Here is a 25,896-nt window from a genome sequence, read left to right as displayed (position 1 = left end):
ATGCTGTGGCCAGGGACTCTGATTGGAGCCGGAGCGGGCTTTGCCATAGCCAGCATTCCGGGGGCCATGCTCGGTGCTTTGCTGGGACAGGCGCTGGATCGGCGCTTGCACCTGCAAAGCTGGGGGCATTTGCGTGAAAAGCTCGGCGGTCGTCCGATGCTGCGCAACGATGAACTGTTGTTCGTGTTGCTGGGACGGTTGGCCAAGAGCGATGGACACGTGGTGGATGGTCACATCCAGCAGGCTCGCCAGGAAATGCGTGCGCTGGAAATGACCGAACCGGCGCAGCGTCGTGCCATTGCCGCGTTCAATCGCGGCAAGTCGGGCCGTGACCGGTTGCGCGGGTATCTGCGGCGCTTGAGTGCTCAGCCCCACGCCGCGGAAGGCGTATTGCGCGCCTGTTGGCGCATGGTTTGGGCCGATGGGCGTGCGGGGAATAATGAACGTGAATTGCTGGCCCTGTGGGGCAAGTGGCTGGGCTGGACGCCGCAACAAGTACTGGCGTTGGCGGCTGACTACGATCAGCACAAGCGACCGCAAGTCAGCAGCACCCTGACTTATCAGGATGCCTTACGGTTGTTGGGGGTGACGGCGACCAGCGAGCCGGCGCAGATCAAGCGTGCCTATCGACGCCTGCTCAGTCGCCATCATCCGGACAAGATTGCCGGCAGCGGTGCGACGGCGTTGCAGGTGCGTGAGGCGACGGACAAGACTCGCGAACTGCATACGGCTTATACGTTGATTCGTGAGCGGCGGGATTTTCGGTAGCTGGAAAGATTCGTGTCGCCAGGGATACCGTCTTCGCGGGCAAGCCTCGCTCCTACAGGTTTCGCGTCATACAACACAGAACCTGTAAGAGCTAGGCTTGCTCGCGATGGGGGCGACGCGGTCTTTCAGTCCGCCGCCTTCTGCGGATTCAACCACCCGCGCACCCGGCGTACCAGTTGCTCTTGCTCTGCCCTGGCATTACCGGGCAACGCCTTGAGCGACACCTGGCTGAACGCCGAAGACTTCAAGCGCTTGCTAGCCTGCATCCGTGCCAGTGCTGCGTTGCGATCCAGCGGCTTATCCATGTAGAAGATATCTGCCGTCGGCAGCTTCAGTGTCGGCGTCAGTTCGACCAGTTCGGGTTTCGCCGCGGCAGGCGTCTGTGCCGCGACCATCACAAATTTTTCCACTTGCGACGGCTGCTTCTCACTCAAATAGCGCGCGGCCCAATAAGCGCCTGTGCCATGGCCCAACACCACGATGCTGCGAGCGCTTTGCTGTTCGGCATACGCAATGGCCGCATCAATTCGAGCAAAGATGCGTTCGGCGGCGGCCTTTGACTGTTCCTCGGTGGTTTCGGCGATGGCCTTGTCGGCTACTTCCGCTTCACCACCTGCCGCTTGCTCGATGGGAGCTGCCGTGGTCGAGTCCTTGCTGCCGGTTTCCGGCGCCTTGAGCGTTGGCGGCATTTCCATGACGCGTGGTGCAATGGCGTCGCTTTGCACGTCCGGCAAGGTGATACTCAGGCTGCTCCACTTCGCGTCGGGCAATTTGTTACGCAACGGGCTGATTGCTTGCGGCCAGTCAACGGTTTCACCTGCGCCTGGGATGATAATCACCGCGCCTTTGGGCTCGGCGGTGTTGGCCGGTTTCCACAGCGCAAGAAAGGTGTCGGTGCCCGCTTGCAGCTGTTGCTGTTCCTGCGCGGGGATTTGTCGCTCAAGTGCTGTCGCTTCTTCCTGACTACGCTCAAGCAGTGGCTGGCGTTCGACCGGTTTTTCTTCTGCGGGTTTTTCCGCAGCGGCAGGCGCCGGGTCGGCCGCCTCGACGGAAAAGGCGCAAGGCAGGATCAGCGACAGGCACAATGCTGGCAGTGCCAGGCGGTAGACAGGGGGCATCGGATATTCCAGGCCAGAAGTTATTCCGGCAGCCTAATGGGTTGGTCAGTATTTGTCAGTGTGTGAGACTTCGATGATGCGTTTTCGCTGCCTGTGGGTTATCGGCTGTTTGTGGTTTCCCTTGATGAGTTGGGCGGCTTCCGCGCCACCGACGTACGTCGCGCCCCTGTCGCCCCAGCAACAACAGTGGCTGGCGGCGCACAGCGAATTGCGTGTCGGGCTGGTGCTGCAGGCGCCTTACGCGCAATACGATCGCCGCTTGCAGCGCCTGTCGGGGGTCAACGTCGAGTTGATGAAATGGCTGGCCAAAGTGCTCAAGGTCGAGCTGAGCTGGCGTAATTTCCCCGACCTTGCGCAACTGGAAGCCGCCGCGCGCGAGGGTGAAATCGACATCGCTCCCGGGCTCACCCAAACCCCCGCCGGCCTGCGGTTCTGGCAATTCTCCGACCCCTACATGCGGGTGCCGCAACTGGTGGTCAGTGACCAGAAAAGCACCGGCGCGGTGGAGCTGGAAAAACTCGACAGCCAAACCCGCGTCGCTGTGCGCATGCCCAGTGCGACGGCTGACTATCTGCGCGGCAACTATCCCCACCTGAACCTGCAAGGCGTACCGACCGAGCGCCAGGCATTGCAATTGTTGCTGAGTCAGCAGGCCGGTTATGCCGTGGTCGATGAAGCGCAATTGGGGCGGCTGTCCGTCGAGCCTGAATTTGCCGGGCTGGTCGTGGTGGGTGACATCGGCTTGCCGCAATTGCTGCGAGTAGCCACTCGGCGGGACCAACCGGAACTGGCGGGCATCGTCGAAAGCGCACTTCGGGCGATTCCGGCCAAGGACCTGGAGCAGCTGCACAACCAATGGCTGCAACCCAAATACCCGCGCCTGACCGAGACCCCGGGCTTCTGGCAAAACCTCACCCTGTTGATGGCGGTGTTGATGTTGAGCAGCATGGCCATCGTGTTCTGGCAGCGCCGCCAGCAGCACAGTCTGGAACAGCGACTATTGGAGGCGCGCGAGGACATCGCCCTGCGCGAGGCCAGCGAAGAGGCGTTGCGCCTCACGCAATTTTCCATCGATCAGAGCACCGTCGGCATCCTCTGGGTCAATTGGGACAGCCACGTGCGCTACGCCAACCGCGCGGCCGAAACCATGCTCGGGTATCCGGTCGGCGGCATCATGGATCGGCCGCTGATCGACTTTGAGCCGGGCCTGCACATGGACCGCTGGCTGAACCTGTGGAAGCGTGCCCGGGCCAGCGAAGAAGGGCCGCAAAGTTTCGAAACCAACTGTGTGCGAGCGGATGGCAGCATCCTGCCGACCGATGTTTCGTTGAGCTTTATGCGCTTTCGTGGTGGTGAATACCTGGTGGTCTACCTCAACGACGTCACCGAACGTCGTCGCGCCCTGGCGGCGTTGCAGGAAAGCGAAGCGCGGTTGCAGGGGATTGCGGCCAACGTTCCGGGATTGGTCTTCCGCCTTGAGCGGGCGCCGGTGACAGGGCAGATCGACTTTGCCTACATCAGCGAAGGCAGCGAGAGCCTGTCGGGTTATTCGCCAGCGACCCTGGCCCACCGTGACAAAGGCCTGCGCAGCCTGGTGCACCCGGACGACAAGGCCAGCTATCACCAGACTCAGGACCATGCGCTGGACACCGACAGTGACTGGTCGTGGCAGGGGCGGATTCTTACTCGTTCGGGCGAGCAGCGCTGGGCCGAGATCAAGGCCATCACTCGTCGGCTCGAAGATGGCGCCTATGTCTGGGACGGGATTGTCTGGGACATCAGCGAGAGCAAGCGCATCGAACTGGAACTGGCCAGTTCTCGCGAGCAACTGCGTGAGCTTTCCGCTCACCTGGAGAGCGTACGGGAAGAGGAAAAAGCGCGCATTGCCCGCGAGGTCCACGACGAACTGGGTCAGATGCTCACCGTGCTGAAGCTGGAAACCTCCATGTGCGAATTGGCCTACGCCCAGCTCGACCCTGGTCTGAACGAGCGCTTGAACAGCATGAAACGCCTGATTGCGCAGCTGTTCCAACTGGTGCGCGATGTGGCGACCGCGCTGCGACCACCGATTCTCGATGCCGGGATCGCCTCGGCGATCGAGTGGCAGGCCCGGCGCTTCGAGGCGCGCACGCAGATTCCATGTCTGGTGCAGGTGCCGGAGAACCTGCCGGTGCTCAGTGATGCCAAGGCCATTGGGCTGTTCCGAATCCTTCAAGAAGCGCTGACCAATGTTATGCGGCATGCCCAGGCGCATACTGTCGAACTGACATTGACGCTGGAAGGTGACGAGTTGTGTCTGACGGTGAGCGATGATGGCGTAGGATTTGTCCCCGCCACGGGCAGGGCAACGTCCTTCGGTGTGGTCGGCATGCGTGAGCGGGTGTTGATCATGGGCGGGCGGTTGTCGCTGGAGAGTGAGCCGGGGGAGGGCACCACGTTGAGTGTGCGAGTGCCGGTGGATGAGGGCTGAAGTCTTCGTGGTGACTTTGCTTTCGTCATCGCGAGCAGGCTCGCTCCCACAGGGATTCGGGCAGGTGCGCAGATAGCTGATATACCCCGCAGTCCACTTTAGGAGCGAGCTTGCCCGAGAATGATCTTGGCTCTTACATAAAAAGAATGGAGAAGACTGTGATCCGTGTACTGGTAGCCGAAGACCACACCATCGTCCGTGAAGGCATCAAGCAGTTGATTGGCCTGGCCAAGGACTTGCTGGTGGTAGGGGAGGCGAGCAATGGCGAGCAGTTGCTCGAAACCTTGCGGCATGTGCCCTGCGAAGTGGTGTTGCTGGACATCTCCATGCCTGGCGTCAATGGCCTGGAAGCGATTCCAAGGATTCGTGCGTTGAACAATCCGCCGGCCATCCTGGTGTTGTCGATGCACGACGAGGCACAAATGGCTGCCCGGGCATTAAAGGTCGGCGCCGCGGGTTATGCGACCAAGGACAGCGATCCGGCGCTGTTGCTGACAGCGATCCGCAAGGTCGCTGCGGGCGGTCGCTACATTGACCCGGACCTGGCGGACCGCATGGTCTTCGAAGTCGGCCTGACCGATTCGCGGCCGTTGCACTCATTGCTCTCGGAGCGTGAGTTCTCGGTGTTCGAACGCCTGGCCCAGGGCGCCAACGTTAACGATATCGCCCAGCAACTGGCCCTGAGCAGCAAAACCATCAGCACCCATAAGGCGCGGCTGATGCAAAAGCTCAACATCACCTCACTGGCGGAACTGGTGAAGTACGCGATGGAACACAAACTCCTCTAGATCTGAATGCGATCCTCTGTAGGCGCGAGGCTTGCCCGCGAAGCTTTTAGCGCCAGCGCGGGCGCCTTCGCGGGCAAGCCTCGCTCCTACAGGAATCTCGTCGTCATATCCATTTGCGACACACCGCAAACCTGCTTTTGCCCGTCCTTGCGGCCCTTAGCTGACCACTTGCCGCTGCGTTTGCCAAAACGCGTCATCCTTGTAGGGCAATCCCTACACCCAACCTTCCATCCCGCTGAGGCGATTCTCTCCTGCGCCCCGATTTGCGCGGTCGGCAGCGTCCACTAGGCTTAGTCCACAGCAGTCATCAACAAAAAAGGTGTGGGTATGAGCCAGGTCGATTCAAACGCAGGGGCCAGTGACATTCTGGTCAGCTTTCGTGGAGTGCAAAAAAGCTACGACGGCGAGAACCTGATCGTCAAAGACCTCAACCTGGAGATTCGCAAAGGCGAGTTCCTCACCTTGCTCGGGCCTTCCGGCTCCGGCAAGACCACCAGCCTGATGATGCTCGCCGGTTTCGAAACACCCACCGCCGGCGAAATCCAGCTGGCCGGACGCTCCATCAACAACGTACCGCCGCACAAGCGGGACATCGGCATGGTGTTCCAGAACTACGCGTTGTTCCCGCACATGACCGTCGCCGAGAACCTGGCGTTCCCGCTGACCGTGCGCGGCTTGAACAAGAGCGATGTCAGTGACCGGGTCAAACGCGTGCTGAGCATGGTTCAGCTCGATGCCTTCGCCCAGCGCTACCCGGCACAACTGTCCGGCGGTCAGCAACAGCGTGTGGCCCTGGCTCGCGCATTGGTGTTCGAACCGCAACTGGTGCTGATGGACGAACCCCTCGGCGCGCTGGACAAACAACTGCGTGAACACATGCAGATGGAAATCAAACACCTGCACCAGCGCCTCGGCGTGACCGTGGTCTACGTGACTCACGACCAGGGCGAAGCCCTGACCATGTCCGACCGCGTGGCGGTGTTCCATCAGGGCGAGATCCAGCAGATCGCCGCGCCGCGCACCCTCTATGAAGAGCCGAAAAACACCTTCGTCGCCAATTTCATCGGCGAGAACAACCGCCTCAACGGCCGCTTGCACAGCCAGACCGGCGACCGCTGCATCGTCGAGCTCGGCCGCGGTGAAAAGGTTGAAGCCCTGGCGGTCAACGTCGGCAAAACCGGCGAACCGGTCACGCTGTCGATTCGCCCGGAACGCGTAAGCCTCAACGGCTCCAGCGAGTCCTGCGTCAACCGCTTCTCAGGGCGGGTAGCGGAATTCATCTATCTGGGCGACCACGTCCGGGTTCGCCTGGAAGTCTGCGGCAAGACCGACTTCTTCGTGAAACAACCGATTGCCGAGCTCGATCCCGCGCTGGCTGTCGGCGACGTGGTACCGCTTGGCTGGCAGGTCGAACACGTTCGCGCGCTCGACCCCCTTCTAGAGGCGAACTGATCGCCCCGGCTACACCAACACCAACCCTGCACGTGGAGAGAACAATAAATGTTGAGATCCCTGAAATTCACCGCTTTGGTCATAGGCATGATCGGTGCGGCACACGCGATGGCGGCGGGCCAGGATTTGACCGTGGTGTCCTTTGGCGGGGCGAACAAGGCGGCGCAGGTCAAAGCCTTCTACGCACCGTGGGAAGCGGCAGGCAACGGCAAGATCGTGGCTGGCGAATACAACGGTGAGATGGCCAAGGTCAAAGCCATGGTCGACACCAAGAGCGTGTCCTGGGACCTGGTGGAAGTTGAGTCGCCAGAACTGTCTCGCGGTTGCGACGAAGACATGTTCGAGCAACTTGATCCTGCGCTGTTCGGCAAATCCGAAGATTACGTCAAGGGCGCGATCCAGCCTTGCGGCGTAGGTTTCTTCGTGTGGTCGACCGTGTTGGCCTACAACGCCGACAAACTGGCCTCGGCACCGACCAGCTGGGTGGATTTCTGGGACACCAAAAAATTCCCGGGCAAGCGCGGCCTGCGTAAAGGCGCCAAGTACACCCTGGAATTCGCACTGATGGCCGACGGCGTTGCGCCGAAAGACGTCTACAAAGTGCTGGCCGGCAAAGACGGTCAGGACCGTGCATTCAAGAAACTCGATGAGCTCAAGCCAAGCATTCAGTGGTGGGAAGCCGGCGCACAACCGCCGCAATACCTCGCGTCCGGTGACGTGGTCATGAGCTCGGCCTACAACGGCCGGATCGCCGCCGTGCAGAAAGAAAGCAACCTGAAAGTCGTGTGGAACGGCGGTATCTACGACTTCGACGCATGGGCTATCCCGAAAGGTCTGGACGCCAAGCGCGCTGAAGCGGCGAAGAAATTCATCGCGTTCTCGGTGGCGCCGCAGCAGCAGAAGACCTACTCGGAAAACATCGCTTACGGCCCGGCCAACATTCAAGCCGTACCGTTGTTGGACAAGGATGTCCTGAAAGACATGCCGACCACCCCGGAAAACATCGCCAACCAGGTGCAGATCGACGTCAGCTTCTGGGCTGACAACGGCGAGCAACTGGAGCAGCGCTTCAATTCCTGGGCTGCCAAATAAGCAAGTCACACAGGACGACGGTTCTGCGGATGATCGTTCCCACGCTTTGCGTGGGAATGCCGCCCGGGATGGTCCGCGTCCCTGTGACGCAGAGCGTGGGAACGATCAGTCCCCTGTAGGAGCGAGGCTTGCCCGCGAAGGCGGCGTGTCAGTCAGCATTAATGTTGAATGTGCCGACGTTTTCGCGGGCAAGCCTCGCTCCTACAGGGGTGATATGTAGTTATCAGGAACAGAGGTGGCTTGCCTGCCTCTGCAACGATCAAAGATTTCCGGAGTACGCCATGGCCACCGCCATTCCCCTGAACGCGGGCACTGACCCCACCTTGAAGCAGCGGCTCAAGCACGCCGAGCGGATCAACCGCTGGAAGGCCCAGGCCTTGATCGCGCCCCTGGTGCTGTTTCTGTTGCTGGTGTTCCTGGTGCCGATCGTGGCGCTGCTCTACAAAAGCGTTGGTAACCCAGAAGTGGTCGGCGGCATGCCGCGCACTGTGGCGGCCATCGCCAGTTGGGACGGCCGCGGCCTGCCCGCCGAGCCGGTGTACAAAGCGGCCAGCGAAGACCTCGCTGAAGCGCGCAAGAATCAGACCCTGGGCGACTTGTCCAAGCGCTTGAACATGGAGTTGGCCGGCTACCGCAGCCTGCTGACCAAAACCGCCCGCGCCTTGCCGTTCGCCACTGAACCGGCCTCTTATAAAGAAGCGCTGGAAGGCCTCGACGAACGCTGGGGCGACCCGGCCTATTGGCAAGCGGTGCGCCGCAATACCAGCAACATCACACCGTACTATTTGCTGGCGGCTGTCGATCATCGCATCGACGACCTCGGCGAAATCGCACCGGCTACGCCTGACCAGGCGATCTACCTCGACATTTTCGCCCGCACGTTCTGGATGGGCCTGATCATCACCGTGATCTGCTTGTTGCTGGCATATCCCTTGGCTTACTTGCTGGCGAACCTGCCGTCACGCCAAAGTAATCTGCTGATGATTCTGGTGTTGTTGCCTTTTTGGACCTCAATCCTGGTCCGGGTGGCCGCGTGGATCGTGTTACTGCAATCGGGTGGCTTGATCAACAGCGGCCTGATGGCGCTGGGCATCATCGATAAGCCGCTGGAGTTGGTGTTCAACCGCACAGGCGTTTACATCTCCATGGTGCACATCCTGCTGCCGTTCATGATTCTGCCGATCTACAGCGTGATGAAAGGCATTTCGCCGACCTACATGCGCGCCGCGATTTCCCTCGGCTGCCACCCGTTCGCCAGTTTCTGGCGGGTGTACTTCCCGCAGACCTATGCCGGTGTCGGCGCCGGTTGCCTGTTGGTGTTCATCCTCGCCATCGGCTACTACATCACCCCGGCGTTGCTGGGCAGCCCGAACGATCAGATGGTCAGCTACTTCGTCGCCTTCTACACCAACACCAGCATCAACTGGGGCATGGCGACCGCACTCGGTGGGCTGCTGCTGTTGGCGACCGTGGTGCTTTATCTGATTTACAGCTGGCTGGTGGGCGCCAGTCGCCTGCGCCTGAGCTAAGGGGAGAATGAAATGCTGAGTCCTTATATGTCGCCCATTGAGCGGGTGTGGTTCTACAGCTTGCGGATTCTCTGCGGCTTGATTCTGTTGTTCCTGATTCTGCCGGTGCTGGTGATCATTCCGCTGTCGTTCAACTCGGGCAGTTTCCTGGTCTATCCGCTGCAAGGCTTCTCGCTGCACTGGTATCAGGACTTCTTCGCCTCGGCGGAATGGATGCGGGCATTGAGGAACAGCATCATCGTCGCTCCGGCGGCGACGGTGCTGGCGATGATCTTCGGAACGCTGGCGGCGATTGGCCTGACTCGGGGTGATTTCCCGGGCAAAGCGCTGGTCATGGCCCTGGTTATCTCGCCGATGGTGGTGCCGGTAGTGATCATCGGTGTGGCGAGCTACCTGTTCTTTGCGCCGTTGGGCCTGGGCAACAGCTTCTTCTCGCTGATCGTGGTGCACGCGGTGCTGGGCGTGCCTTTCGTGATCATTACTGTTTCGGCGACCTTGCAGGGGTTCAACCATAACCTGGTGCGCGCCGCTGCCAGTCTGGGGGCTTCGCCGCTGACGGCGTTCCGCCGGGTGACGTTGCCGCTGATTGCGCCGGGTGTGATCTCGGGTGCGCTGTTTGCCTTCGCGACGTCGTTCGATGAAGTGGTGGTGACGCTGTTCCTCGCCGGTCCCGAACAAGCGACGTTGCCTCGGCAGATGTTCAGCGGGATCCGCGAAAACCTCAGCCCGACGATTGCCGCTGCAGCAACCCTGCTGATCGCCTTCTCGGTGATCCTGTTGCTGACCCTCGAGTGGCTGCGTGGCCGCAGCGAAAAACTGCGCACCGCCCAGGTCTAAACCCACACACCATCCCCTGTGGGGGCGAGCCTGCTCGCGATGACGGACTGACATTCAATATTGATGTCGACTGATACTCCGCTATCGCGAGCAGGCTCGCTCCCACAGGAGTTCAAGGTGTTTCGGGATGTTGGGTCATTCACAACCTGAATAGCAGACAAACCCCAATCCCCAGCTACTATTGTGCCCAGCTCCCCTATTTATAAGAGGCTGCGCACGATGAGTCTTTCCTCTTTCAAGATCGCTCACAAACTGATCACTGGCGCAGGTGCCATCGAGCAGTTGGCCACCGAACTCACCCGCCTGGATATCGACAACCCGCTGATCGTCACCGATGCGGCGCTGGTCAAGTCCGGCACGGTCGAGCTGGCGCTGGCGCAGTTGGGCGATCGATCATACGAGATTTTCGACCGTGTGCTGCCAGACCCGGAAATCGCCATCGTCGAAGACTGCATGCGGGTTTACCGCGAGGGCGGGCATGACGGTCTGATTGGCCTCGGCGGCGGCAGCGCCATCGACATCGCCAAAAGCGTCGCGGCCTACGCCGGTTACCACGGTGCGCTGGAGGATCTGTTTGGTGTGGATCAGGTGCCGCGCAAAGGCCCGCCGCTGATCGCCATCCCGACCACGGCTGGCACCGGGTCGGAGGTGACCAATGTGGCGATCCTCTCCGACAAGGTCGCGCAATTGAAGAAGGGCATTGTCAGCGACTATCTATTGCCGGACGTGGCGCTGGTCAGTCCGCAAATGACCCTGACCTGCCCACGCAGCGTCACCGCCGCCAGCGGTGTCGACGCGCTGGTGCATGCCATCGAATCCTACCTGTCGGTCAACGCCTCGCCGATCACCGATGCCCTGGCCATCGGCGCCATCAAGCTGATCGCCAAAGCGCTGCCCAAGGCCTACGCCAACCCGTCCAACCTGCAAGCCCGCGAAGACATGGCCACCGCCAGCCTGATGGCCGGCATGGCCTTCGGTAATGCCGGGGTCGGCGCGGTGCATGCGCTGGCGTATCCGCTGGGCGGGCGTTTCAACATCGCTCATGGCGTCAGCAACGCCTTGCTGCTGCCGTATGTCATGACGTGGAACAAGATGGCCTGCGTCGAGCGTATGCAGGATATTGCCGAAGCCATGGGGGTGAGGACTGTCCATCTGAGCGCCAATGAAGCAGCGGACAAAGCCGTGGAGGCAATGACCGCATTGTGCGCTGCGGTAGAGATTCCGCCAGGTCTGCGCAGTTTCGGTGTGCCGGAGGATGCGATCCCGGCCATGGCTGTGGAAGCGGCGGGGATCGAGCGCCTGATGCGCAACAATCCACGTAAATTGAGCGCCGTCGATATCGAGAAGATCTACCGAGCGGCGTACTGATCATCGCGGCCACGTCGCGCGCGTCAAAGCATGAGGTATACAATGCGCGCCATCGTGATTCTGCTCAAAAAAGGTGCGTCATGCAGCCCTTCGTCATTGCTCCGTCGATTCTCTCCGCCGACTTCGCCCGCCTGGGTGAAGAAGTGGACAACGTCCTGGCCGCCGGCGCCGACTTCGTGCACTTCGATGTCATGGACAACCACTATGTGCCAAACCTGACCATCGGCCCGATGGTTTGCGCCGCGCTGCGCAAATACGGGGTGACCGCGCCGATTGACGCGCACCTGATGGTCAGCCCGGTGGACCGCATTGTCGGTGACTTCATCGAGGCCGGCGCGACCTACATCACCTTCCACCCCGAAGCCACGCAGCACGTCGACCGTTCCCTGCAACTGATCCGCGAGGGCGGCTGCAAGTCCGGCCTGGTGTTCAACCCGGCGACGCCGCTGGACGTACTCAAGTACGTGATGGACAAGGTCGACATGATTCTGCTGATGAGCGTCAACCCGGGCTTTGGCGGGCAGAAGTTCATTCCCGGCACCCTCGACAAACTGCGTGAAGCACGCGCGCTGATCGATGCCTCCGGCCGTGACATCCGCCTGGAAATCGACGGCGGCGTCAACGTGAACAACATCCGTGAAATCGCTGCGGCTGGCGCGGACACCTTCGTCGCCGGTTCGGCGATCTTCAATGCACCGAACTACCAAGAGGTGATTGAAAAGATGCGTTCCGAACTGGCGTTGGCTCGTCCATGAGTGGCTTTGAGCAGCTGTTTCCGGGGCGTCTGCCACGGCTGGTGATGTTCGATCTGGATGGCACGCTGGTCGACTCGGTCCCCGACCTCGCTGTGGCCGTGGATAACATGCTGCTCAAACTGGGGCGTCAACCCGCCGGCATCGAGTCGGTGCGTGAATGGGTCGGCAATGGCGCGCCGGTGCTGGTCCGCCGTGCGCTGGCCGGTGGCATCGACCATTCGGCGGTCGACGATGGCGAAGCCGAGGGCGCGCTGGATATCTTCATGGAGGCTTACAGCGAGAGCCATGATCTGACCGTGGTCTATCCCGGCGTGCGTGACACCCTGAAATGGCTGCACAAGCAGGGTGTCGAAATGGCGCTGATCACCAATAAGCCGGAGCGCTTCGTCGCGCCACTGCTGGATCAGATGAAAATCGGCCGTTACTTCAAATGGATCATCGGCGGCGACACCTTGCCGCAGAAGAAACCTGACCCGGCCGCGCTGTTTTTCGTGATGAAAATGGCCAACATACCGGCCTCGCAGTCGCTGTTTGTCGGCGACTCACGCAGCGATGTGCTGGCGGCGAAAGCGGCAGGGGTCAAGTGCGTGGCCCTCAGCTACGGCTACAACCACGGTCGGCCGATTTCGGAAGAGTCGCCGGCGCTGGTGATCGACGATCTGCGCAAGCTAATTCCCGGTTGCCTGGATCCAGCCTCTGAGATAACGTTGCCCGACGTTGCTCAATCCCCTTCTGGAAACGTCATCGTGGTGGTCACTCGCAAACTCTGGATGAAAGTCATCAAGGCCCTGGCCCGCTGGCGTTGGCGCGCCTGACTCGATTCTGGCCGGCTTTCCGGCGCGTTTGCATACCTGACTGTTAGCACCTCAAGCCACGAGGCTACCCCATGATCCGCGAAGAATTCCTGCGTTTGGCCGCTGCCGGCTATAACCGTATCCCGTTGGCCTGCGAAACCCTGGCCGACTTCGACACGCCGCTGTCGATCTACCTGAAACTGGCCGACGAGCCAAACTCCTACCTGCTGGAATCGGTGCAGGGCGGGGAGAAGTGGGGCCGTTATTCGATCATTGGCCTGCCGTGCCGCACCGTGCTGCGGGTTCATGATCATCACGTCAGCGTGACCCACGACGGCGTCGAGATCGAAAGCCATGAAGCCGAAGATCCGCTGGCCTTCGTCGAAGCATTCAAAGCCCGCTACAACGTGCCAACCATTCCCGGCCTGCCGCGCTTCAATGGCGGTCTGGTGGGGTACTTCGGTTACGACTGCGTGCGCTATGTGGAGAAACGTCTGGGCAAATGCCCGAACCCGGATCCGCTGGGCGTACCGGATATTCTGCTGATGGTCTCCGACGCGGTGGTGGTGTTCGACAACCTCGCCGGGAAAATGCACGCCATTGTGCTCGCCGATCCGTCGCAGGACGATGCATTCGAGCAAGGCCAGGCGCGACTGGAAGAGCTGCTGGAAAAACTCCGTCAGCCGATCACCCCGCGCCGCGGCCTGGATTTCAGCAAGCAACAGTCGGCTGACCCGGTATTCCGTTCGAGTTTCACCCAGGACGATTACGAAAAAGCCGTCGACACCATCAAGGAATACATCCTGGCCGGTGACTGCATGCAGGTCGTGCCGTCCCAGCGCATGTCGATCGACTTCAAGGCTGCGCCGATCGATCTGTACCGGGCGCTGCGTTGCTTCAATCCGACGCCTTATATGTATTTCTTCAACTTCGGCGACTTCCACGTCGTCGGCAGTTCGCCGGAAGTGCTGGTGCGGGTCGAAGACAACCTGATCACCGTGCGCCCGATTGCCGGCACTCGCCCACGCGGGGCTAACGAAGAGGCCGATCTGGCGCTGGAAAAAGACCTGCTGTCGGACGACAAGGAAATCGCCGAGCACTTGATGCTGATCGACCTGGGCCGTAACGACACCGGTCGGGTGTCGGAAATCGGTTCGGTGAAACTCACCGAGAAGATGGTCATCGAGCGTTATTCCAACGTGATGCACATCGTCTCCAACGTCACTGGCCAATTGAAAGCCGGGCTGACTGCGATGGACGCGCTGCGGGCGATTCTGCCGGCGGGCACATTGTCGGGCGCGCCGAAGATTCGGGCGATGGAAATCATCGACGAACTGGAGCCGGTCAAGCGTGGCGTCTACGGCGGGGCGGTGGGCTACTTCGCCTGGAACGGCAACATGGACACCGCCATTGCGATCCGCACGGCCGTGATCAAGGATGGCGAGCTGCACGTGCAGGCCGGCGGCGGCATCGTCGCCGATTCGGTGCCGGCGCTGGAATGGGAAGAAACCCTGAACAAGCGCCGCGCGATGTTCCGCGCCGTAGCCTTGGCCGAACAAACCCCGGACGCCTGAGTTCACGCAACATCTGTGGGAGTGAGCCGTTGTGGCGAGGGAGCTTGCTCCCGTTGGCCTGCGAAGCAGGCCCAATCGACGACTGCTTCGCAGCCGAGCGCGAGCAAGATCGCTCGCCACAATAAGTGTTCAGCATAAAAAAAACGCGGCGCCTGTGGAGGGCGCCGCGTTTTTTTTGCCTGATGTTTAGAAGTCCAGCGCAACGCCTACGTTAATGCCTTGCTGGGTAAAGTCATCATCCTTGCGAATGTCATAACTCGCCCGCAAAGCCAGGTCCTTGGTGAGGTTGTGGCTCACGCCCAGGTTCAGGCGGTTCAGGTTGGTCTGTGGGGTATAGCCGGCCAGGGTGTAGCGGTTGCTCGGCAGGCTGTTGAGGTTCATGGTCACATCCTGGGTATCGTCGTTGTACTCACGCTCGTGAGCCAGTTCGCCGAAGACTTGGGTTTGCGAGGTGATCTGGTACTTACCTTGGAGGCCAAGGCCGAGACGCCGGGAAATGCGCGATTGGTCGTCGAATGTCAGCGCAGTGGAGTCGGCGCCATTCTCCGAGTAACCGTCGACTTCAACTTTGGCGAAATCAGCGCTCACGAATGGCGACAAGTGCCACGGGCTGCTCGCCATCGGCGCGATGTCGTACCCCACGCGACCGCTGAAAGCCACCAGGTAGCCGTCGGTATCGCCTTTCTCCCCGCGTTCATTGACCCCCAGCTGGAATTTGCGTTTGAGGCTGTCGTAATCCAGATGCCCGGCCGTCACGGCCGCGTCACCCCACCAGCGATTCTGCTGGTACTGGGCGAATGCCGTGCCCATGTAGGTATTGAGCTTGTAGTCCGAATCGTTGTCGCCGGCTTCGAGCTTCTGGTTGTAGAAGCCCGCCGCCAAACCTACACGCCACGCGTCATTCAGCCGGTAGCTGCCACCGATGTTGAGGTTGGCGCCATTGCCGTCAGCACTGGCACCACTGCGCTGGCTGTCGAAATCCTGGTGCTGTCCGCCGCCGGCGACAATCGCTCGCCATTGGCCCACGCCTTGCCAGTTTTCCCAATCGGCCAGCCATTGGTTGCGCAACTCATCCTGATGAGAGCGCAGCGTACCCTGGGCCATTTGTGGCAACAGGGTGGCTTCCCATGGCGCGGCCAGCAGCGAGTAAGCGTAATCGGCAATCAGACGCTGCCCGGCTTCGGTCGGGTGCACCGAGTCGTTGTAGATCAGCTTGGTCGGGTCCGGCGTCGCACTGTTGATGCCGTAACGGGCGTTTTCGGTACAGCTGCTGCCGCTGAAACAGGTGGCGCTCAGGTTCTGGTCGGTGGCCAGGCCGAACTGCGCCGGGTTGGAAAACGTCTCTTTGAGCAGCACCGGAATGTTGAGCGGGATGACGTTGGCATTGACGTTTTGCAGTTGGCTTACCAGTTCGGTGTTGAACTGAGAACTGAGCTGGGATGTGAACGCTTGCAGCGGGGTGCCGTTGAAGGCCGGGGTAAAGCCGATGTCCGGCAGCAACCAGACCATGATGTAGCGAGCACCGGCCTGTTGCAGGGTTTGCACGCTGCTGACCAGACGATCGGCGGCAGCGCTGGCCTGGGGCAGGCTGGTCACGCGCCCCTGAAGGAAGTCATTACCACCGCCCGAAATGTAATACAGCGCATTCGGGTCGGCGCGGAAATTGTTCGACGGCAGGTAGCCTGCCCGGGTGCGATCACCCGTGGCGGAGGTGCTGGTGATCGAGTCGAGAATCTGGTCGGTACGATAACCGCCGACGGCCCAGTTGTTGCCATCGGGCTGGCCATTGCTGGCACGTACCGCCGAGGACGATGAGGCGGTCTGATCCGCCGAGAACCCCAGTTTCCCCCCCAGGATCTGCGTGGAGTTGAGCGAGCGGACTTCACCGTTGCCATCCAGGTAAACCGGCCCCGTGCGGTTGGTATAGCGCTGGGTCGAGCCGGCAGGCCCGCCCGTGTCGGCAAAGGTCCCGGCATCGTTGAGACTGTCGCCGAAGACGACGAAATTGGAGTAAGGGTTAGGCGCGGCGATCGCCTGGGCGCAGGCCGCGGCGAGCAAGCATCCTGCGAGCGGTACAAACAACGTCTGTTTGATCATGAGCAAGTCCGTTTATTTATTGTTGTAGTGAACGAAACGACAGTACCAAAAACTTCCGGCCTTTTGCCATCGGTCGCGAACCCTTCGATTGTTTCGCAGCCAGTCGCCACGGCCATATTGCACGCTCTGCCCAGCTAAGTTACTGTGCCGAGACGTATGAATGAGACCTTCCCCGTGTTGATCATCAGCAAACTTCTGGATCAAGTCATCAAGGCACACGCCCGCTGGCGTTGGCGCGCCTGAATTCTTTTGCCGGCCCCGCCGGACCTGTACCGCTTTGCCTTCTTCACCCGTATGACATACCGCTTTGCTGGCGCACCCGGCGACTGAAAAAGCGCAGGACGCTGCGGGTAATCATTCGAAGGCTGTATTAAAAGTCAGTGAATTCAAGAGGTTCCAAACGCCATGTTGCTGATGATCGATAACTACGACTCTTTTACCTACAACGTTGTGCAGTACCTCGGTGAGCTCGGCTCCCAGGTCAAAGTCGTGCGCAACGATGAACTCACCATTGCCGACATAGAAGCCCTCAACCCTGAGCGCATCGTCGTGTCCCCCGGTCCTTGCACACCGACCGAAGCCGGCATCTCGCTCGACGTGATCAAGCATTTCGCCGGCAAGCTGCCGATTCTCGGCGTCTGCCTCGGCCACCAGTCCATCGGCCAGGCCTTTGGCGGTGATGTAGTCCGCGCCCGCCAAGTCATGCACGGTAAGACTAGCCCGGTATTCCACGAGGACAAGGGCGTGTTCGAAGGTCTGAATCATCCGCTGACGGTGACGCGTTATCACTCGCTGATCGTCAAGCGCGAAACCCTGCCCGATTGCCTGGAACTGACCGCCTGGACCCAGCTCGAAGACGGCTCGGTCGACGAGATCATGGGCTTGCGCCACAAGACATTGAACATTGAGGGTGTGCAGTTCCACCCCGAGTCTATCCTCACCGAGCAGGGCCACGAGCTGTTCGCAAACTTCCTCAAACAAACCGGCGGCACGCGCTAAGGACTTTTCATGAATATCAAGACAGCCCTGAGCCGTATCGTCGATCAGCTCGACCTCAGCACCGATGAAATGCGTGATGTGATGCGCGAAATCATGACCGGGCAATGCACGGATGCGCAGATCGGCGCGTTCATGATGGCCATGCGTATGAAGAGCGAAAGCATCGACGAGATCGTCGGCGCGGTCTCTGTCATGCGCGAGTTGGCGGACAAGGTCGAACTCAAGACCCTCGACGGCGTCGTCGATGTGGTCGGCACCGGCGGTGATGGTGCGAACATTTTCAACGTCTCGACGGCTTCCTCCTTCGTAGTCGCTGCAGCCGGTTGCACCGTAGCCAAGCACGGTAACCGTGCGGTGTCGGGCAAAAGCGGCAGCGCCGATCTGCTGGAGGCGGCCGGGATCTACCTGAACCTGACCCCGGTGCAGGTGGCTCGCTGCATCGATAACGTCGGCATCGGTTTCATGTTTGCCCAGACCCATCACAGTGCCATGAAGCACGCCGCCGGCCCGCGCAAGGATCTCGGCCTGCGTACCTTGTTCAACATGCTCGGCCCGCTTACGAATCCGGCCGGCGTGAAACATCAGGTGGTGGGTGTGTTCAGTCAGGCGTTGTGCCGGCCACTGGCCGAAGTCTTGCAACGTCTGGGCAGCAAGCACGTGCTGGTGGTGCACTCGAAGGATGGCCTGGACGAGTTCAGCCTGGCGGCGCCAACCTATGTGGCAGAACTGAAGAATGACCAGATCACCGAATATTGGGTCGAGCCAGAAGACTTGGGCATGAAGAGCCAGAGCCTGCACGGCCTGGCAGTGGAAAGTCCGGCGGCGTCCCTTGAGCTGATTCGCGATGCTTTGGGCAAGCGCAAGACCGAGAGCGGTCAGAAAGCCGCCGAGATGATTGTGCTCAATGCCGGTGCGGCGCTTTACGCCGCCGACCTGGCGACCAGTTTGAAAGAAGGCGTTGCCCTGGCGCACGATGCGCTGCACACAGGCCTCGCTCGGGAAAAACTTGAGGAGTTGGGTGCATTTACCGCGGTATTCAAAGTGGAGAATGAGGGATGAGTGTACCGACGGTTCTGGAAAACATTCTGGCCCGCAAAGTCCAGGAAGTCGCCGAGCGTAGCGCCCGTGTGAGTCTGGCGGAGCTGGAAAGTCTGGCCAAGGCGGCCGATGCACCCCGTGGTTTTGCCCAGGCATTGATTGCTCAGGCCAAGTCGAAACAACCGGCCGTCATTGCCGAAATCAAGAAAGCGTCGCCAAGCAAAGGCGTGATCCGCGAGCACTTCGTTCCCGCCGACATCGCCAAAAGCTACGAGAAGGGCGGCGCGACGTGCTTGTCGGTGCTGACCGATATCGATTACTTCCAGGGTGCCGATGCGTATCTGCAGCAGGCGCGGGCAGCGTGCAACCTGCCGGTGATCCGCAAGGATTTCATGATCGACCCGTACCAGATCGTCGAAGCCCGTGCCTTGGGCGCTGACTGCGTGTTGTTGATCGTCTCCGCACTGGACGACGTGAAAATGGCCGAGCTGGCGGCCGTGGCCAAAAGCGTCGGCCTTGATGTGCTGGTAGAAGTCCATGATGGCAACGAGCTGGAGCGGGCCTTGAAAACCCTCGACACGCCACTGGTCGGCGTGAACAACCGCAACCTGCACACCTTTGACGTCAGCCTGGAAACCACCCTTGACCTGTTGCCACGTATTCCGCGTGATCGCCTGGTGATTACCGAAAGCGGCATTCTCAACCGGGCCGATGTGGAACTGATGGAAATCAGCGACGTGTACGCGTTCCTGGTGGGCGAGGCATTCATGCGCGCTGAAAGCCCGGGCACTGAACTGCAGCGCCTGTTCTTTCCTGAGCGCGGCGGTCCGGTCAGCGGTTCGACCCTCGACTGATCAGGCTCAGGCCGAGTCGACCCCATCGCGAGCAAGCTCGCTCCCACATTGGATCTGCGGTGTCAGAAAACTCCTTGTGGGGGCGAGCTTGCTCGCGATGGCGGCATAAGTAGCACCACAGACTTCATGTCCAACGGAATACCTTATGACCTCAATCGTCTCTTTGACTGTCGAAGCCGGCTTACAGGCCGAACAGGATCTGCTGGCGTCTGTCTGTGCCGGTGATGTTGAGTTTGGTCTGCTGTTCTGGCAACCCAGCGACCGCGCACTGGTCATGCCCCGACGCCTGAATCGTCTACCCGGCTTCGAAACGGCCTGCGAAGTCTCAGCCGCCGCCGGTTGGCCGGTGCTGTTGCGTGAAACCGGCGGCGAGCCAGTGCCGCAATCGGCTTCCACCATCAATATCGCCCTTGTCTACGCACCCCCGCGTAGCGAAGGCGATCAAAATCGAATCGAAAGCGCTTACCGCCGACTCTGCGACCCGATCTGTCAGTTACTGGATGAGCTGGGCGGCGTTTCGTCCTTGGGCGAAGTCGACGGCGCATTCTGCGATGGCCGTTTCAACGTTAACCTCGACGGCCGCAAGGTGGTCGGCACTGCCCAGCGCTGGCGCCAGAGCAAGGGCGGCACGCGTCCGGTCGGGTTGGTACACGGTGCGTTGTTGCTGGATAACGAACGCGAGTCGATGGTCGCCGCAGTCAATCGCTTCAATGAAACCTGTGGCCTGGAGCAGCGGGTTCGCGCCGAAAGCCACATTGCCCTGCATGAGAAATTTGCCGCACCCGATGCGCTCGGGCGGCTTGATGCGCTTTATCGCCAGTTGCTGGCAGACATGTTCAAGGCTTAGCGCGTACCAAAGACCACCATGGTCTTGCCTTTGACGTCCACCAGGTTGCGTTCTTCCAGATCCTTGAGCACGCGACCGACCATCTCCCGTGAACAACCGACAATCCGGCCGATTTCCTGGCGGGTCACTTTGATCTGCATGCCGTCCGGGTGGGTCATGGCATCCGGCTGTTTGCACAGTTCCAGCAGACAGCGGGCGACACGACCGGTTACGTCGAAGAAGGCCAGGTCGCCGACCTTGCGCGTGGTATTGCGCAGACGCTGTGCGATTTGTCCGCTGAGCACGTAAAGAATGTCTGGATCTTGCTGGGACAGCTCGCGGAATTTTGCATAGCTGATTTCCGCGACTTCACACTCGATCTTCGCGCGTACCCAAGCGCTGCGTTCCTGCTCAAGCCCAGCTTGTTCAAACAGACCCAACTCACCGAAAAAGTCCCCGGAGTTCAGGTAGGCGATGATCATTTCGCGGCCGTCGTCATCCTCGATCAGGATCGTGACCGAACCCTTGATGATGAAGAACAGCGTTTCCGAGCGATCACCGGCACAAATGATGTTGCTCTTGGCCGCATAACGACGGCGCTGGCAATGCATCAACAGCTTGTCGAGGTTCTTGATTTTGGGGGTTGGGGCAATAGCAACCATGGTTGTATCCCGAAAAGACTTCACGGTGTGTTTGGTTTTTTTATGAGTCGCAGACGACGGCTGCGCAAAGGCTGGCCATGCGCCAGCGAATTGGCGCCAGCTTAACAGACACTTCCTGCAATATTCGAGAATTTACCTACGGTTCAGAAGGTTATGCCCTACAAATGCAAGGCACTGTCAGTCCGGGGCCCTGTGCTAAGCTGGCGACCCTTTTTTATGCAGTGGAGTCTGGCGATGAAGGCACGCATCCAATGGGCTGGCGAAGCCATGTTCCTCGGTGAATCCGGCAGTGGACACGTCGTGGTCATGGACGGTCCGCCCGATGCAGGTGGTCGCAACCTGGGTGTCCGGCCGATGGAAATGCTTCTGCTGGGTGTCGGCGGTTGCAGCAATTTCGATGTGGTCAGCATCCTCAAGAAGTCCCGTCAGGCCGTCGAAAGCTGTGAAGCCTTTCTCGAAGCCGAGCGTGCGACCGAGGATCCGAAAGTCTTTACCAAGATCCACATGCACTTCGTGGTCAAGGGCCGGGGGCTGAAAGAAGCCCAGGTCAAACGCGCCATCGAGCTGTCGGCGGAGAAGTATTGCTCGGCTTCGATCATGCTGGGCGCGGCTGGCGTGGCCATTACCCACGACTACGAAATCATCGAACTCGGTTGAATCGACATTCAACTATCATAAAAGCAGTGCAGACTCTGGCGATCCCAAGCTGACGTCTGCATAATGCGCCACTTTTTTCAGGGTAACGGCCTCGTCATCGACAGGCTGCGAACCCGAACAGACAACCAAAATCGCCATCGCGAAGAGGTGTTAACCGTCCTACGCAGCTGCGTTGTTCGCATCTGACGGGCATGCTTGATCACGCGGCCCGGGCCGCAATACATAGAGAGTTTTTAACGGTGAAAAGCAAACTCAAGCTCCACGGGTTCAATAACCTGACAAAGACCTTGAGCTTCAACATCTATGACATCTGCTACGCGGAAACCCCGCAAGACCAACAGGCTTACGTCGAGTACATCAATAAAGAGTACAACGCGAAACGCCTGACGCAGATCCTCACGGAAGTTGTCGATATCATTGGTGCCAACATCCTGAACATTGCCAGTCAGGACTATGAACCCCAGGGCGCCAGCGTCACGATTCTGATCTCTGAAGAGCCGGTAACCCCGACCGACAGCCAGATCGAAGAATCGCCGGGCCCGTTGCCCGAGATTATCCTGGCCCATCTCGACAAGAGCCACATCACGGTGCACACCTACCCGGAAATCCACCCGGACGACGGCATTGCGACATTCCGTGTGGACATTGACGTGTCGACCTGTGGCGTGATTTCACCGCTTAAAGCGCTCAACTTCCTGATTCACCAGTTCGATTCGGACATCGTGACCGTGGATTATCGCGTGCGCGGCTTCACCCGTGACGTGGAAGGCAAAAAGCACTTCATCGACCACGAGATCAACTCGATCCAGAACTACCTGTCCGAAGACACCCGCGGCGCGTACCAGATGACCGACGTGAACGTGTACCAGGAAAACCTGTTCCACACCAAAATGCTGCTGAAGAACTTCGAACTGGATAACTACCTGCTCGGCGATGCCACCAGCAACCTGTCTTCCGAGCAGCGTGCTCAGGTGACTGACCGTGTGAAACACGAAATGCTGGAAATCTTCTACGCGCGCAACATGCCGAACTAAGATTTCAAGCACAAAAAAGGCGACTTCCTCACGGCAGTCGCCTTTTTCATGTCTGGAATACAGAACCTTGTGGGAGCGAGCCTGCTCGCGAAGAGGCCCTGTCAGGCAACGTATCGATCAGATCCGGTAGGTACTCTTGGTCATTACCTTGGCCAACAGACTCATCCCGAACTTCACCGGCGCCGGAAAACGAAAACCTCCGGCATCCAGCGCACTCTCGGCATGATGTTCTTCATCAATCCGCATTTGCTCGAGAATGGCCCGGGACTTTTCATCTTCCGCCGGCAATTGCTCGAGGTGCTCGTTCAAGTGTTTGCACACCTGATGCTCGGTGGCGGCGACAAAACCCAGGCTGACCTTGTCGCTGATCAATCCGGCCACTGCGCCAATCCCGAACGACATGCCGTAGAACAGCGGGTTGAGAATGCTGGTGTGGCTGCCCAGTTGCTGGATGCGTTGCTCGCACCAGACCAGGTGATCGATTTCTTCTTCGGCAGCATGTTCCATGGCGGCCCGCACGTGCGGCAGCTTGGCAGTCAGGGCCTGACCCTGATACAGCGCCTGGGCGCAGACTTCACCGGTATGGTTGATGCGCATCAAGCCAGCAACGTGGCGGGTGTCTTCGTCACTCATTTGCGCATCCGGCTGCACGATGGCTGGCGACGGACGGTATGGCTGGCCACTGAAAGGCAGCAACGTTCGCATCGCGGCATCGGCTTGCAGCAGAAGACGGTCAATCGGCGAGTAGTGACGCTGGGTAGTCATGCTGACCTCCGGGAGGAATCTCGGCGGCCAGTTTAACCCAATCGGCCGGGGAAGGTTTGCGCTGGGTCATACGGGAGTGGCTGGCCACTCCCTCGAAGCTTTTTGCAATCAGCCCGGCGGCCAGTGCATCTGGCGCTGACCCAGCACATGCATATGAATGTGGTAGACAGTCTGCCCGCCCAGTTCATTGCAGTTCATGACCACACGGAAACCTTCTTCGCAGCCCAGTTCCAGGGCCAGGCGCTGGGCGGTGAACAGAATATGTCCGGCCAAAGCCTTGTCTTCCTCGGTGAGGTCGTTGAGGGTGCGCACCGCTTTTTTCGGAATGACCAGAAAATGCACCGGTGCCTGTGGGGCGATGTCGTGGAAGGCCAGTACCTGGTCGTCCTCGTAGATGATCTTCGCCGGGATTTCCCGGTTGATGATCTTGGTGAACAGAGTATCCACAGCTGTTTTCTCCGTTGTTTGGGCTGGCTTGAGTGTACTCATGGGTTATCCCCGAGCCCAGCCTTTTACCTTGAGGCCGGGTCAGCGCGGGCAGTAGGCCTTGTTGACCATGCCAGCGATTGTCCGATTGAGCCAGCGAGAGCCAAGCCGTGGCAGGAGGGCGCGCCAGCGATTGCCTCGACCGGGAATGATGATCGCTCGATTTTTCTCCAGGGCGCGCACCGTATACAGCGCAACCTCTTCGGGACTCATGAGCATGTTGCTGTCGGCCAGTTTGCCGGTGTCCAGTTGAGCGGTACGGAAGAACCCGGTACGGGTTGGGCCGGGGCACAGCACCGAGACCTTGACCGCACATTTCTTCAGTTCGACGCGCAACCCTTCGGAAAAATGCAGCACATAGGCTTTGCTGGCGTAGTACGTGCTCATCCACGGGCCGGGTTGGAATGCCGCCATTGAAGCGACGTTCAGAATTTGTCCGCCCCCCTGCAAGGCCATGCTGTTCCCGATGGCATGGCACAAGCGGGTGAGGGCCAGGATGTTCACTTCGATCAGGTCCTGCTCGGTCATCCAGTCCTGGGCCAGAAAGGGTCCGCAGGTGCCGATGCCGGCGCAGTTGACCAGCAAATCGATTTGCCGGTCACCTTCTTCCAGTTCCAGCAGGAACCCGGACAGCCGTAGCGGTTCGCCGAGGTCGCAGGCGCGGAACAGCACTTCCACGCCAAAGCGTTGGGTCAGTTCAATGGCAATACTTTCCAGCTGATCACGTTGTCGGGCCACCAGAATCAGGCTGCGGCCTCGGCGGGCCAGCGCTTCGGCCATCGCCAGGCCGATCCCACTGGAAGCGCCAGTGATCAGAGCGTAACGGGTCATGCAGTTCTCCATCGCAGCAGCTCCGCGCCGGCGACGCGGGTGTCACGGGCGGGGAGCGCTGTTCATTCTTTCGCAGAGTCTACAGGGACTGGGGCTTATTCGGCTTCATCGTCTGCAGAATCGGGTGCCTGCTCAGCCTCTGCGGCCGGCTCGACTTCCACTTCTTCAGTGATTACCGAGCTGCTGTCATAGCTGGTTTCGGCAGCAGTTTCATACTCTTCCTGGATCGCCGTAAGGCCTCCGGCCAGCGCGCCAACCAAGACGATGGCGATCAACACCACCCACAATGAAGACAACACTTTGACCGCCGTGGTGTTGGGTGGCGGCGGCGCGCCATAGCGATTGGCGATGTTGGTGCCCGGGGCGATCATGATCACGAACGGGAAGAAGCTGCCTACGAAGGGTACGAGGTTCAGCAACCAGAGCCAGCCGGACCAGCCGATGTCGTGCAGGCGCTGGACACTGATCTGAATGCTCACGACCGCCATGGCAATGAACAGCATGAACGCAACCAGGCCACCGAGTATCAGGCCTGCGGTCGAATCGGCGCTGATGATGGCGAAGGCGAAAATGGCCAATACCGAACCGACGGCCAGGGTGACCAGCGTCAGGACCATCGTCCAGGCGAGATAGCGCAAACGACCGATGCGGCCTTCAACGCTGAATGGCTTGAGTGGAGCATACGCGGGCAGGCTTTCGCCGACAGTGGCTCGGGGTGGTGCGTAAGGGGATGCGGGGTCGGCAAATGCCGGTTGGCTGGCGACAGGCCTGTGCTCGTGGGCTTCGTCCAGGTTCAGCTCAATGGACGATTCGCTTTCGATGCGAGCATCGATGCCGGTTTTCGTCAGCGCTTGAAGGTAGGTTTGCGCGTCGGCGTGCGACAGGTCTTTCTTGAGCGTAACCGTCTTGCCATTGAATAGCCGTTCGACGGCTGCGACTTGGCTGTTGTAGAGTTTAGCCAGGTTCTCTCTGGCGCTGGCGGCGTCAACGCCTGGCAGCAGAGCGCCGTCGAACACGATCTTGAAACGGTTGTCGCTCATTGCGAGGCATCCTTGTCGCGAGAATTTGTAATAGGGTGTGTTTCAAGCGTGGATTGTAAGGC

At 60.0% G+C, this 25,896-nt stretch carries 24 protein-coding genes; 17 read left to right on the top strand and 7 right to left on the bottom strand.

Annotated features, from left to right (window positions below; translation table 11 throughout):
- The gene (locus RHP74_RS28280) at window positions 1–768 is read left to right on the top strand and encodes a TerB family tellurite resistance protein (RefSeq protein ID WP_311096764.1); all 768 of its coding nucleotides are present in this window, start codon (window positions 1–3) and stop codon (window positions 766–768) included.
- Between the two features lie 125 nt (window positions 769–893).
- Here RHP74_RS28280 and RHP74_RS28275 read toward each other — a convergent pair whose 3' ends face one another.
- On the bottom strand, window positions 894–1,886 hold the full coding sequence (locus RHP74_RS28275) for an alpha/beta hydrolase family protein (protein WP_311096763.1): 993 nt from the start codon (window positions 1,884–1,886) through the stop codon (window positions 894–896).
- A 73-nt stretch (window positions 1,887–1,959) separates the two neighbouring features.
- Here RHP74_RS28275 and RHP74_RS28270 point away from each other — a divergent pair, with 73 nt between their 5' ends.
- The 10 genes from RHP74_RS28270 to trpE all read left to right on the top strand — a co-directional run bounded on the left by RHP74_RS28270 (window position 1,960) and on the right by trpE (window position 14,545).
- On the top strand, window positions 1,960–4,356 hold the full coding sequence (locus RHP74_RS28270; RefSeq protein WP_311096762.1) for a PAS domain S-box protein: 2,397 nt from the start codon (window positions 1,960–1,962) through the stop codon (window positions 4,354–4,356).
- 146 nt (window positions 4,357–4,502) lie between these two features.
- Window positions 4,503–5,144 carry a response regulator transcription factor gene (locus RHP74_RS28265; RefSeq protein WP_154501908.1) on the top strand — a complete coding sequence of 214 codons (642 nt, stop codon included), beginning with the start codon at window positions 4,503–4,505 and terminating at the stop codon, window positions 5,142–5,144.
- Between the two features lie 327 nt (window positions 5,145–5,471).
- Window positions 5,472–6,596, top strand: coding sequence for an ABC transporter ATP-binding protein (locus RHP74_RS28260; protein ID WP_010467179.1), 1,125 nt, complete (start codon window positions 5,472–5,474; stop codon window positions 6,594–6,596).
- 48 nt (window positions 6,597–6,644) lie between these two features.
- Window positions 6,645–7,688 (top strand): ABC transporter substrate-binding protein, encoded by a 1,044-nt coding sequence (locus tag RHP74_RS28255; RefSeq protein WP_311096761.1) that lies wholly within the window; start codon window positions 6,645–6,647, stop codon window positions 7,686–7,688.
- 281 nt (window positions 7,689–7,969) lie between these two features.
- Entirely contained in the window at window positions 7,970–9,217 is a 1,248-nt protein-coding gene (locus RHP74_RS28250) for an ABC transporter permease (protein WP_010467183.1), read from the top strand.
- 12 nt (window positions 9,218–9,229) lie between these two features.
- Window positions 9,230–10,054 carry an ABC transporter permease gene (locus RHP74_RS28245; protein WP_010467184.1) on the top strand — a complete coding sequence of 275 codons (825 nt, stop codon included), beginning with the start codon at window positions 9,230–9,232 and terminating at the stop codon, window positions 10,052–10,054.
- A gap of 219 nt (window positions 10,055–10,273) precedes the next feature.
- The gene (locus RHP74_RS28240; protein ID WP_311096760.1) at window positions 10,274–11,422 is read left to right on the top strand and encodes an iron-containing alcohol dehydrogenase; all 1,149 of its coding nucleotides are present in this window, start codon (window positions 10,274–10,276) and stop codon (window positions 11,420–11,422) included.
- An 80-nt stretch (window positions 11,423–11,502) separates the two neighbouring features.
- Window positions 11,503–12,177 carry a ribulose-phosphate 3-epimerase gene (rpe, locus tag RHP74_RS28235; protein WP_008035979.1) on the top strand — a complete coding sequence of 225 codons (675 nt, stop codon included), beginning with the start codon at window positions 11,503–11,505 and terminating at the stop codon, window positions 12,175–12,177.
- A complete protein-coding gene (locus RHP74_RS28230; protein WP_102595487.1) occupies window positions 12,174–12,992 on the top strand; it encodes a phosphoglycolate phosphatase in 819 nt (272 codons plus the stop codon). Before rpe ends, RHP74_RS28230 begins: the two co-directional genes overlap by 4 nt.
- 71 nt (window positions 12,993–13,063) lie before the next feature.
- Window positions 13,064–14,545, top strand: coding sequence for an anthranilate synthase component I (trpE, locus tag RHP74_RS28225; protein ID WP_010467190.1), 1,482 nt, complete (start codon window positions 13,064–13,066; stop codon window positions 14,543–14,545).
- A 186-nt stretch (window positions 14,546–14,731) separates the two neighbouring features.
- Here trpE and estP read toward each other — a convergent pair whose 3' ends face one another.
- Window positions 14,732–16,642, bottom strand: a complete 1,911-nt coding sequence (estP, locus tag RHP74_RS28220; RefSeq protein ID WP_282411603.1) for an esterase EstP — start codon at window positions 16,640–16,642, stop codon at window positions 14,732–14,734.
- Window positions 16,643–17,047: 405 nt separating this feature from the next.
- On the opposite strand from estP, the gene RHP74_RS28215 reads away from it, so the two are divergent.
- The 4 genes from RHP74_RS28215 to RHP74_RS28200 all read left to right on the top strand — a co-directional run bounded on the left by RHP74_RS28215 (window position 17,048) and on the right by RHP74_RS28200 (window position 20,380).
- Entirely contained in the window at window positions 17,048–17,641 is a 594-nt protein-coding gene (locus tag RHP74_RS28215) for an aminodeoxychorismate/anthranilate synthase component II (RefSeq protein ID WP_010467196.1), read from the top strand.
- A gap of 9 nt (window positions 17,642–17,650) precedes the next feature.
- Window positions 17,651–18,700 (top strand): anthranilate phosphoribosyltransferase, encoded by a 1,050-nt coding sequence (gene trpD / locus RHP74_RS28210; RefSeq protein ID WP_010467198.1) that lies wholly within the window; start codon window positions 17,651–17,653, stop codon window positions 18,698–18,700.
- Window positions 18,697–19,533: an indole-3-glycerol phosphate synthase TrpC gene (gene trpC / locus RHP74_RS28205; RefSeq protein WP_010467200.1), complete on the top strand. Its 837-nt coding sequence runs from the start codon at window positions 18,697–18,699 to the stop codon at window positions 19,531–19,533. Before trpD ends, trpC begins: the two co-directional genes overlap by 4 nt.
- A 145-nt stretch (window positions 19,534–19,678) precedes the next feature.
- Entirely contained in the window at window positions 19,679–20,380 is a 702-nt protein-coding gene (locus RHP74_RS28200; RefSeq protein WP_311096759.1) for a lipoyl protein ligase domain-containing protein, read from the top strand.
- On the opposite strand, the gene crp is transcribed toward RHP74_RS28200, so the two are convergent.
- A complete protein-coding gene (gene crp / locus RHP74_RS28195; RefSeq protein ID WP_008027103.1) occupies window positions 20,377–21,021 on the bottom strand; it encodes a cAMP-activated global transcriptional regulator CRP in 645 nt (214 codons plus the stop codon). The genes RHP74_RS28200 and crp overlap by 4 nt on opposite strands.
- Before the next feature lie 234 nt (window positions 21,022–21,255).
- On the opposite strand from crp, the gene RHP74_RS28190 reads away from it, so the two are divergent.
- The gene (locus RHP74_RS28190) at window positions 21,256–21,678 is read left to right on the top strand and encodes an OsmC family protein (protein WP_007941657.1); all 423 of its coding nucleotides are present in this window, start codon (window positions 21,256–21,258) and stop codon (window positions 21,676–21,678) included.
- 239 nt (window positions 21,679–21,917) lie between these two features.
- Complete coding sequence (gene speD, locus RHP74_RS28185; protein WP_311096758.1) at window positions 21,918–22,712, top strand: adenosylmethionine decarboxylase; 795 nt, start codon at window positions 21,918–21,920, stop codon at window positions 22,710–22,712.
- A gap of 117 nt (window positions 22,713–22,829) precedes the next feature.
- Here the strand turns inward: speD and coq7 are convergent, their stop codons facing one another.
- The 4 genes from coq7 to RHP74_RS28165 all read right to left on the bottom strand — a co-directional run bounded on the left by coq7 (window position 22,830) and on the right by RHP74_RS28165 (window position 25,834).
- On the bottom strand, window positions 22,830–23,477 hold the full coding sequence (coq7, locus tag RHP74_RS28180) for a 2-polyprenyl-3-methyl-6-methoxy-1,4-benzoquinone monooxygenase (protein WP_010467212.1): 648 nt from the start codon (window positions 23,475–23,477) through the stop codon (window positions 22,830–22,832).
- Between the two features lie 108 nt (window positions 23,478–23,585).
- The gene (locus tag RHP74_RS28175) at window positions 23,586–23,924 is read right to left on the bottom strand and encodes a histidine triad nucleotide-binding protein (RefSeq protein WP_010467214.1); all 339 of its coding nucleotides are present in this window, start codon (window positions 23,922–23,924) and stop codon (window positions 23,586–23,588) included.
- An 81-nt stretch (window positions 23,925–24,005) separates the two neighbouring features.
- On the bottom strand, window positions 24,006–24,794 hold the full coding sequence (locus RHP74_RS28170) for an SDR family oxidoreductase (protein ID WP_010467216.1): 789 nt from the start codon (window positions 24,792–24,794) through the stop codon (window positions 24,006–24,008).
- A 95-nt stretch (window positions 24,795–24,889) separates the two neighbouring features.
- The gene (locus tag RHP74_RS28165) at window positions 24,890–25,834 is read right to left on the bottom strand and encodes a DUF805 domain-containing protein (RefSeq protein WP_221107511.1); all 945 of its coding nucleotides are present in this window, start codon (window positions 25,832–25,834) and stop codon (window positions 24,890–24,892) included.
- Window positions 25,835–25,896 lie beyond the last annotated feature (62 nt).

The organism is Pseudomonas sp. SG20052 (assembly GCF_031766055.1).
In the GTDB taxonomy this organism is placed as follows: domain Bacteria; phylum Pseudomonadota; class Gammaproteobacteria; order Pseudomonadales; family Pseudomonadaceae; genus Aquipseudomonas; species Aquipseudomonas mandelii.
This window is presented reverse-complemented; position numbering and strand designations above follow the sequence as displayed.

Bases quoted from the DNA above. Each gene is read 5' to 3' on its own strand.
- RHP74_RS28280 (WP_311096764.1), top strand. From the start codon at position 1: ATGCTGTGGCCAGGGACTCTGATTGGAGCCGGAGCGGGCTTTGCCATA.
- RHP74_RS28275 (WP_311096763.1), bottom strand. From the start codon at position 1,886: ATGCCCCCTGTCTACCGCCTGGCACTGCCAGCATTGTGCCTGTCGCTG.
- RHP74_RS28270 (WP_311096762.1), top strand. From the start codon at position 1,960: ATGATGCGTTTTCGCTGCCTGTGGGTTATCGGCTGTTTGTGGTTTCCC.
- RHP74_RS28265 (WP_154501908.1), top strand. From the start codon at position 4,503: ATGGAGAAGACTGTGATCCGTGTACTGGTAGCCGAAGACCACACCATC.
- RHP74_RS28260 (WP_010467179.1), top strand. From the start codon at position 5,472: ATGAGCCAGGTCGATTCAAACGCAGGGGCCAGTGACATTCTGGTCAGC.
- RHP74_RS28255 (WP_311096761.1), top strand. From the start codon at position 6,645: ATGTTGAGATCCCTGAAATTCACCGCTTTGGTCATAGGCATGATCGGT.
- RHP74_RS28250 (WP_010467183.1), top strand. From the start codon at position 7,970: ATGGCCACCGCCATTCCCCTGAACGCGGGCACTGACCCCACCTTGAAG.
- RHP74_RS28245 (WP_010467184.1), top strand. From the start codon at position 9,230: ATGCTGAGTCCTTATATGTCGCCCATTGAGCGGGTGTGGTTCTACAGC.
- RHP74_RS28240 (WP_311096760.1), top strand. From the start codon at position 10,274: ATGAGTCTTTCCTCTTTCAAGATCGCTCACAAACTGATCACTGGCGCA.
- rpe (WP_008035979.1), top strand. From the start codon at position 11,503: ATGCAGCCCTTCGTCATTGCTCCGTCGATTCTCTCCGCCGACTTCGCC.
- RHP74_RS28230 (WP_102595487.1), top strand. From the start codon at position 12,174: ATGAGTGGCTTTGAGCAGCTGTTTCCGGGGCGTCTGCCACGGCTGGTG.
- trpE (WP_010467190.1), top strand. From the start codon at position 13,064: ATGATCCGCGAAGAATTCCTGCGTTTGGCCGCTGCCGGCTATAACCGT.
- estP (WP_282411603.1), bottom strand. From the start codon at position 16,642: ATGATCAAACAGACGTTGTTTGTACCGCTCGCAGGATGCTTGCTCGCC.
- RHP74_RS28215 (WP_010467196.1), top strand. From the start codon at position 17,048: ATGTTGCTGATGATCGATAACTACGACTCTTTTACCTACAACGTTGTG.
- trpD (WP_010467198.1), top strand. From the start codon at position 17,651: ATGAATATCAAGACAGCCCTGAGCCGTATCGTCGATCAGCTCGACCTC.
- trpC (WP_010467200.1), top strand. From the start codon at position 18,697: ATGAGTGTACCGACGGTTCTGGAAAACATTCTGGCCCGCAAAGTCCAG.
- RHP74_RS28200 (WP_311096759.1), top strand. From the start codon at position 19,679: ATGACCTCAATCGTCTCTTTGACTGTCGAAGCCGGCTTACAGGCCGAA.
- crp (WP_008027103.1), bottom strand. From the start codon at position 21,021: ATGGTTGCTATTGCCCCAACCCCCAAAATCAAGAACCTCGACAAGCTG.
- RHP74_RS28190 (WP_007941657.1), top strand. From the start codon at position 21,256: ATGAAGGCACGCATCCAATGGGCTGGCGAAGCCATGTTCCTCGGTGAA.
- coq7 (WP_010467212.1), bottom strand. From the start codon at position 23,477: ATGACTACCCAGCGTCACTACTCGCCGATTGACCGTCTTCTGCTGCAA.
- RHP74_RS28170 (WP_010467216.1), bottom strand. From the start codon at position 24,794: ATGACCCGTTACGCTCTGATCACTGGCGCTTCCAGTGGGATCGGCCTG.
- RHP74_RS28165 (WP_221107511.1), bottom strand. From the start codon at position 25,834: ATGAGCGACAACCGTTTCAAGATCGTGTTCGACGGCGCTCTGCTGCCA.